The organism is Paracoccus sp. UBA5162 (assembly GCF_002413585.1).
Classification (GTDB): Bacteria; Pseudomonadota; Alphaproteobacteria; order Rhodobacterales; family Rhodobacteraceae; genus Paracoccus.
This window is the reverse complement of record NZ_DHXG01000072.1, coordinates 17,462-25,730: the sequence shown is the minus strand read 5'-3', so window position 1 is coordinate 25,730 and position 8,269 is coordinate 17,462. Positions and strand designations below refer to the sequence as shown.

Here is an 8,269-nt window from a genome sequence, read left to right as displayed (position 1 = left end):
CCGTTCAAACTTTGCCTTTGCCATGGGCGTGGTTCCTCGATTCTTTCGTTGTTGCGTGACGGGCGGAAGTCACCTTCCGCCCTGCCCTGATCAGGCGTATTTCTTCTGGATCTCGTCCGAGATGTTCTGCGGCACGCCTTCGTAATGGTCGAACTGCATCGTGAACACCGCGCGGCCCGAAGACATCGAGCGCAGGTTGTTGATATAGCCGAACATGTTGGCCAGCGGCACGAACGCGTCGATGACGTTCGCGTTGCCGCGGCTGTCCTGCCCCCGGACCATGCCGCGACGGCTGGTCAGATCGCCGATGATCGAGCCGGTATATTCCTCGGGCGTCACCACCTCGACCTTCATGATCGGCTCCAGCAGCTTGGCGCCGGCCTTGCGCAGACCCTCGCGCATCGCGGCACGCGCGGCGATCTCGAAGGCCAGAACCGACGAGTCGACATCGTGGAAGGCGCCGTCGATCAGCGCGACCTTGAAATCGATGACCGGGAAACCGGCCAGCGGACCCGAATCCATCACCGACTTGATGCCCTTTTCGACGCCGGGGACGTATTCCTTGGGAACCGCGCCGCCCACGATCTTGCTTTCGAACGAATAGCCCTCGCCCGGTTCGGTGGGCGTGATGACCAGCTTGACGCGCGCGAACTGACCGGTGCCGCCGGTCTGCTTCTTGTGGGTATAGTCGATCTCGGCCTGAGACGAGATGGTCTCGCGATAGGCCACCTGCGGGGCGCCGATATTCGCCTCGACCTTGAATTCGCGTTTCATCCGGTCGACGAGAATGTCGAGGTGAAGCTCGCCCATCCCCTTCATGATCGTCTGACCCGATTCCAGATCGGTCTCGACCCGGAACGAGGGATCCTCGGCGGCCAGACGTTGCAGCGCCAGACCCATCTTTTCCTGGTCGGCCTTCGACTTCGGCTCGACCGCGATCTCGATCACCGGATCCGGGAAGGTCATGGTCTCCAGCACGACCTGCTTGGACGCATCGCACAGCGTGTCGCCGGTCGTCGTCTCCTTCAGGCCCGCCAGCGCGATGATGTCGCCGGCGAAGGCCTCGTCGATCTCTTCGCGGCTGATCGAGTGCATCATCATCATCCGGCCGATGCGCTCGCGCTTGCCCTTGGTCGAGTTGACGATCGAATCGCCCTTCTTCAGCACCCCGGAATAGATCCGGGTGAAGGTCAGCGAGCCCACGAAGGGGTCGTTCATGATCTTGAACGCCAGCGCCGAGAAAGGCGCCGAATCGTCGGCCGGACGTTCGATGTTGCGGGTCTCGGTCTCGTCATCGGGGCTGAAGCCCTTCAGCACCGGCACGTCGATCGGCGCCGGCAGGAAGTCGATGACCGAGTTCAGCAGCGGCTGCACACCCTTGTTCTTGAACGCGGAACCGGCCGTCACCGGGAAGAACGACAGCGACAGCGTGCCCTTGCGGATCAGCCTGCGCAGCGTCGCCTCGTCGGGCTCGTTGCCGTCAAGATAGGCTTCCATCGCATCATCGTCCTGCTCGACGGCAAGCTCGATCATGTTGTTGCGCCATTCCTCGGCCTGATCCTTCAGCTCGTCGCGGATCGGCTGACGAACCCAGCTTGCGCCAAGGTCTTCGCCCTTCCAGACCCATTCTTCCATCTTGATCAGATCGACGATGCCTTCCAGCTTGTCCTCGGCGCCGATCGGCAGGGCGATCGGACACGGGATGCCACCGGTGCGGTCCTTGATCATCTTCACGCAGTTGAAGAAATCGGCGCCGATCTTGTCCATCTTGTTGACGAACACGATGCGCGGAACCTTGTAGCGGTCGGCCTGGCGCCAGACGGTTTCGGTCTGCGGCTCGACCCCGGCATTGGCGTCCAGCAGACAGATTGCACCGTCCAGAACCGCCAGCGAACGCTCGACCTCGATGGTAAAGTCGACGTGGCCCGGCGTGTCGATGATGTTGAAGCGATACTTCGTGTCCGAAGTGCCGTCGGCAGTCGGGTCTTCCTGGCGCTGCCAGAACGTGGTGGTCGCGGCAGACGTGATGGTGATGCCGCGTTCCTGTTCCTGTTCCATCCAGTCCATGGTCGCGGCGCCATCATGCACCTCGCCCAGCTTGTGCGACTTGCCGGTGTAGAAAAGGATACGCTCGGTCGTCGTCGTCTTGCCGGCATCGATGTGCGCCATGATGCCGAAGTTACGGTAACGCTGCAGCGGATAATCGCGTGCCATGGATGGGGTCCTTTCGCTTTACCAGCGGTAGTGGCTGAACGCCTTGTTCGCGTCGGCCATCTTGTGGGTGTCTTCGCGCTTCTTGACGGCGGTGCCGCGGCCGTTGACGGCATCGGCCAGCTCGCCTGCAAGGCGCTCTTCCATCGTGTGCTCGTTGCGCTTGGCGGCGGCGGTGATCAGCCAGCGGATCGCCAGCGCCTCGCGACGGATCGGACGAACCTCGACGGGCACCTGATAGGTGGCACCACCGACGCGGCGCGAACGCACCTCGACCGAGGGCTTCACATTGTCGAGGGCCTCGTGAAAGACTTCGATCGGCTCGCGCTTCAGACGGTTCTCGACGCGCTCCAGCGCGTTGTAGACGATCCGCTCGGCAACCGATTTCTTGCCGTCAACCATCAGGTTGTTCATGAATTTGGTCAGCACGCGATCGCCATATTTGGCATCGGGCAGGATTTCGCGCTTTTCAGCGGCGTGACGACGGGACATTCCGGAATCTCCTTACTTCGGACGCTTGGCGCCGTATTTCGAACGACGCTGACGGCGATCCTTGACGCCCTGGGTATCCAGCACACCGCGCAGGATGTGATAGCGGACACCCGGAAGGTCCTTCACGCGGCCGCCGCGGATCAGCACGACGCTGTGTTCCTGCAGGTTGTGCTTTTCGCCCGGAATGTAGGAAATGACCTCGAAGCCATTCGTCAGGCGCACCTTGGCGACCTTGCGCATGGCCGAGTTCGGCTTTTTCGGCGTCGTCGTATAGACGCGCGTGCAGACGCCACGCTTCTGCGGGCATCCTTGCAGGTGCTGCGACTTGCTGCGCTGCACCTTGGGCTGCCGCGGCTTGCGGATCAGCTGTTGAATCGTCGGCATTCGGTTCCCCGTCTTGCTTCTCGTCAATACTCGCAGCCGGTCGGCTGCGCCACTTCTCGACGGCGATCTGCGCGAATCGCAAAACGCCAAAACCATCCGGCCCCATGGCGGGGTGGACGGGTCAAATTCCAGAGGATCGGGGCGTTCGGACCCGGATCGTGACCACACAGGTTCTGGTGCCCGATGCGGTTGCCCGCCGGGTGACGGGGCGTATAGGGGGAATCGGAGAGGCTGTCAACACGACCGCCCCGGCCGCGAAGGATCAACTCGCGGCAGCGCCGCGGCCTGCCGTTCCAGCGACGTGCGGCGCAGTCGGAATCTTTGGCGCAGTTGCCGGTCCAGCGCCTGATCGTCATCCATGGTCCAGGGCAGGCCCGGCCCCATGGCCCCGGAATCGCTGTCGCCATGGATCGAGCGCAAGAACATCAGCGGTCTGGTCACAGCGACGCCGGGCATCCATTGCGGCAGCCTGGAATGGTCGTAATGCAGTGCCGTCTCGGCGGCCTCGGGGCCGAGAAAGATGGTCAGGGCCACACCCATGTTGTGACAGATGCGCGGCGTGACCTTCAGCCTGCCCTCGGCGAATTCGATCATCAGCCCGCGCGAATAATCCAGCGACAGCTTGCGATCCACCTTCCACAATGCCTTGATGCGGCGAAAATCGCGCCGCGCCGCGGCGATGTAATCGACCGCCACCGCATCGTCGTCATCGTGGCGGAAATGGCCGATCACCTCGGCCCGCGGATCGATATGGGGCATGATCGCCGCCCGGCAAGCGGCCAGGTGCCATTGCATCGGCGGAATCAGTTCCAGCCGAAGCTGCGGAACCTCGAGGCAAAGATCGCGCAGCAGCGACAGCCACGGCTCTGGCAGATCGGGTCCGGTCATCACCACCAAGGTGAAATCGGGATCGGTCTGCGCGCGCCAGGCCGGCAGCGCGACCTCGCTGAACCAGAACCAGCGCCGCGCCAGCCTGTCGGGATCATAGAGATGGGCGCGGCGTTCCTGATAGCTGTCATGTTCGACCTGATAGCCACGCAGTCCCACATAGGAAAAGCGGCAAAGCCCCAGCATTTGAACCCGCATCGCGACTACCGCCTTCCCAGCTGCGCCTCGCGCCAGATCGTGTAGACGCCCGCACCCACCACCAGCGCCGATCCGGTCCAGGTCCACAGATCGGGCCATTCCCCGAAGATCACCAGCCCGGCAACGATCGCGACCAGAAGCGAGACATAGCGGAACGGCGCGATATAGGAAATCTCGCCCATCCGCATCGCCGAGACGGCACTGACATAGCCGATGGTCAGGAAACCGCCGCCCATCAGCAGCAGCCCGATCTGTGACGGCCCGGGCATCACCCATCCCTGAAACAGGCTGGCCACCAGCCCAAAGGCGCTGACAGCCACGGCGGCGTAGAAGGCGATGGTTTCGGAACTGACCGCCCGGCTGAAACCGCGCGTGGCCAGATCACGCAGCGCGATCAGGATCATGGCGCCCAGAGCGACCAGAGACCAGATTCCAAAGGCTCCGCTGCCCGGGCGCAGGATGATCATCACCCCCAGCAGCCCGATCACCACCGCCCCCGTCCGTCGCCATCCCAGGCTTTCGCCAAAGATCAGCGCCGCGCCCAGCATGATGACCAGAGGCAGCGATTGCATCACCGCCGACAGATCGCCGATGGCCATGCGCTGCAAGGCGTTCAGAAACAGCAGGGTCGAGCCCAGTTCGCCCAGGACACGCAGCGCCATCGGGATGCGCTCGGGCCGGGGCAGCCTCAGCCTCAGGCCGCCACTGCGATACGCCAGCAGCGCGATGGCCGCCATGACCGCCAGCCCGCGCAGGAAGATCGCCTGATACAGGGGCATCTCCTGGGTCACGAATTTCATCACCGCGTCGTTCAGGCCGAACCCGACCATCGACAATGACATCAGGGCGGCGCCGCGCAGATTGTCGCCCGGCTGATGCGGCTGTGTCGCGATCGAGGCCGGACTGACCCGGCGAAATGGTGAAATCAGCGGTGCACGCATTGCGGCTGCCCTCTTGTCCTGGGGAAGCGTTAGGGTTCCGAAGGGTCAGGCACAAGGGGGCGTGTTCTTGCCCCCCGGCAGCAAGCATCGCAGGACGCGGGGTATCGCTGCCCCCCGGACCGGCACCGCACATGGCACGGGCCAGCACGGGCCTTGCGGGCGGGCCGCAAGGATCCCTCGGGTGGTCCGTTCCTCGAAGACCTGCGCCCTTTCGATATTCGCAGCAACAGTGTCAAGACGCCTGTCCCGGCTGTGCGGGGCATTGTCCCTCAAGGCCTTGCAGAACTCGTTTCCGCGCTGCCGCCGATCCTTGAGCGAACCAGAAAAAAGGCCCGGCGCAGCCGCCGGGCCTTCTTTCTCATGTCTTCATGCGGTGACGATCACTCGTCGCCGCCGGCCTCGGGCATATCCGCCATGACCGGTTGCGCTTCGGGCGCGGCCAGCGCGGCGGCGGCCTCGGCCTCGGCCTTGCGGGCCTCGATCACCTCGGCATCCCGATCGGCGGCGATCTTGCGCACGCGGGTCGTGGCCCCGCCGGTGCCCGCCGGGATCAGACGGCCGACGATGACGTTCTCCTTCAGCCCGACCAGCTTGTCGCGCTTGCCCTGAACGGCGGCCTCGGTCAGCACGCGCGTCGTTTCCTGGAACGAGGCGGCCGAGATGAAGCTGCGGGTCTGAAGCGATGCCTTGGTGATGCCCAGCAGCACCGGCTCGCCCGAGGCCGGACGGCCCCCCTTGGCTTCGATCTTGGCGTTCTCCTGCTCGAACTCGTCGCGCTCGACATGCTCGCCCTTCAGCAGCGTCGTGTCGCCGCTATCGATGATCTCGATCTTCTGCAGCATCTGGCGAACGATCACCTCGATGTGCTTGTCGTTGATCTTCACACCTTGCAGGCGATAGACGTCCTGCACCTCGTCGATCAGGTAGTCGGCCAGCGCCTCGATCCCCATGATCCGCAGGATATCGTGCGGCGCGGGGTTCCCGTCCATGATGTAGTCACCCTTCTGCACGAAGTCGCCTTCCTGCACCGGGATGTGCTTGCCCTTGGGCACCATGTATTCGACGGGCGCCTGATCCTCGTTCGAGGGCTCGATGGAGATGCGTCGCTTGTTCTTGTAGTCCTTGCCGAACCGCACATGACCGTCGATTTCCGCGATGATCGCGTGATCCTTGGGCCGACGAGCCTCGAACAATTCCGCGACGCGGGGAAGACCCCCGGTGATGTCCTTGGTTCTGGCACCTTCGCGCGGGATCCGGGCGACGACATCACCCGGACGGATTTCCTGCCCGTCCTCGACCGACAGGATCGCATCCACCGACATCGGATAGGTGACGGGGTTGCCCTGTTCGTTGCGCACAGGCTCTCCGCCCTCGCCGACGATCAGGATTTCCGGCTTCAGATCGTTGCCTTTCGGCGCACTGCGCCAATCGGTCACGATCTTCTGCGTCATCCCGGTCGCATCGTCCGTCTCGTCACGCACCGAAAGGCCGGTCGTCAGATCGACGAACTTCGCGACACCGCCCTTTTCGGCGATGATCGGCAGGGTGTAGGGATCCCATTCGTACAGCTTGGCGCCGCGGATCACCCGGTCGCCTTCCTTCACGAACAGCTTGGAGCCATAGAACAGCTTGTGGCTGGCCCGTTCCTGCCCCTGATCGTCCATGATCAGCAGTTGCATGTTGCGCGACATGACCACCATTTCGCCACTGGCGTTGGTCAGCGTGCTTTCGTTGCGGAACTGCACGCTGCCCTCGTGCGAGGCCGCCTGGAAGGATTGCTGGCCACCCTGCGCGATACCGCCGATGTGGAAGGTCCGCATCGTCAGCTGGGTGCCCGGCTCGCCGATCGACTGGGCTGCGATGATGCCCACCGCCTCGCCGATATTGACCAGCGTGCCGCGCGCCAGATCCCGACCATAGCACAGCGCGCAGACCCCGTCCTCGGATTCGCAGGTCAGCGCGGACCGGATGCGGACCGATTGCACGCCCGCCTGCTCGATGGCGTCGGCCTTGCGTTCGTCGATCAGCTCGCCACCGCGGATGATGATCTCGTCGCCGCCCGGAACCAGAACATCCTCGGCCGCGGTGCGCCCCAGAATGCGTTCGGACAGCGGCGCGATGACCTCGCCGTCATTGACGGCGGCCGAGGCGGTGATGGCCTGTTCGGTGCCGCAATCATGATCGCGGATGATGCAATCCTGCGCCACGTCGACGAGACGACGGGTCAGATAGCCCGAGTTCGCCGTCTTCAACGCCGTGTCCGACAGACCCTTGCGGGCGCCGTGGGTCGAGTTGAAGTATTCAAGAACGGTCAGACCTTCCTTGAAGTTGCTGATGATCGGCGTCTCGATGATCTCGCCGTTCGGCTTGGCCATCAGGCCGCGCATCCCGCCAAGCTGCTTCATCTGGTTGGTCGAGCCACGCGCACCGGAATGGGCCATCATGTAGACCGAATTCGGCTCCATCTCGGCGCCGTTCTCGTCCTTCTTGGTGGCCGAGATGGTGGACATCATGGCCTCGGTGACGCGGTCGTTGCATTTGGACCAGGCATCGACGACCTTGTTGTATTTCTCGCCCTGGGTGATCAGACCGTCCAGATATTGCTGTTCGAATTCTTTCACCTGATCCTGGACCTCGCCCACGATGTCCCACTTGTTGTCGGGAACCACCATGTCGTTCTTGCCGAAGCTGATGCCCGCGCGGAATGCCTCGCGGAAACCCAGGCCCATGATCTGGTCGCAGAAGATGACCGATTCCTTCTGGCCGCAATAGCGGTAGACGGTGTCGATCACGAATTGCACGTCCTTCTTGCGCAGCAGGCGGTTGACCAGTTCGAACGGCGCCTTGGCATTCAGCGGCAGCAACGCGCCCAGCCGGACCCGGCCCGGCGTGGTCTCGTAGCGGCGGATGACCTCGTTGCCATTCTCGTCGATCTGCTTGATCCGGGCGGTAATGCCCGCGTGCAGATGCACCTCGCCGGCGGCAAGGGCGTGCTCGACCTCATCGACGCTGGCGAAGGACATGCCCTCGCCCTTCATCCCCTCGCGCTGCATCGAGACGTAATAGAGGCCCAGAACCATGTCCTGGGACGGCACGATGATCGGCGCGCCGTTGGCGGGCGACAGCACGTTGTTCGTCGACATCATCAGGACGCG

At 63.5% G+C, this 8,269-nt stretch carries 6 protein-coding genes; all 6 read right to left on the bottom strand.

The features are described from left to right. Positions 1-90: 90 nt before the first annotated feature. Entirely contained in the window at positions 91-2,214 is a 2,124-nt protein-coding gene (gene fusA / locus B4A72_RS10770; RefSeq protein ID WP_292951152.1) for an elongation factor G, read from the bottom strand. 18 nt (positions 2,215-2,232) lie between these two features. Next, the gene (rpsG, locus tag B4A72_RS10765; protein WP_292951155.1) at positions 2,233-2,703 is read right to left on the bottom strand and encodes a 30S ribosomal protein S7; all 471 of its coding nucleotides are present in this window, start codon (positions 2,701-2,703) and stop codon (positions 2,233-2,235) included. Between the two features lie 12 nt (positions 2,704-2,715). After that, the gene (gene rpsL, locus B4A72_RS10760) at positions 2,716-3,087 is read right to left on the bottom strand and encodes a 30S ribosomal protein S12 (protein ID WP_022705687.1); all 372 of its coding nucleotides are present in this window, start codon (positions 3,085-3,087) and stop codon (positions 2,716-2,718) included. A gap of 234 nt (positions 3,088-3,321) precedes the next feature. Further along, complete coding sequence (locus B4A72_RS10755; protein WP_292978559.1) at positions 3,322-4,173, bottom strand: glycosyltransferase; 852 nt, start codon at positions 4,171-4,173, stop codon at positions 3,322-3,324. 5 nt (positions 4,174-4,178) lie between these two features. Continuing rightward, complete coding sequence (locus B4A72_RS10750) at positions 4,179-5,114, bottom strand: DMT family transporter (protein ID WP_292951219.1); 936 nt, start codon at positions 5,112-5,114, stop codon at positions 4,179-4,181. Positions 5,115-5,494: 380 nt separating this feature from the next. Further along, positions 5,495-8,269, bottom strand: a 2,775-nt coding sequence (locus tag B4A72_RS10745) for a DNA-directed RNA polymerase subunit beta' (protein WP_292978557.1), incomplete at its 5' end; no start/stop codon positions are given.

Bases quoted from the DNA above. Each gene is read 5' to 3' on its own strand.
- fusA (WP_292951152.1), bottom strand. From the start codon at position 2,214: ATGGCACGCGATTATCCGCTGCAGCGTTACCGTAACTTCGGCATCATG.
- rpsG (WP_292951155.1), bottom strand. From the start codon at position 2,703: ATGTCCCGTCGTCACGCCGCTGAAAAGCGCGAAATCCTGCCCGATGCC.
- rpsL (WP_022705687.1), bottom strand. From the start codon at position 3,087: ATGCCGACGATTCAACAGCTGATCCGCAAGCCGCGGCAGCCCAAGGTG.
- B4A72_RS10755 (WP_292978559.1), bottom strand. From the start codon at position 4,173: ATGCGGGTTCAAATGCTGGGGCTTTGCCGCTTTTCCTATGTGGGACTG.
- B4A72_RS10750 (WP_292951219.1), bottom strand. From the start codon at position 5,114: ATGCGTGCACCGCTGATTTCACCATTTCGCCGGGTCAGTCCGGCCTCG.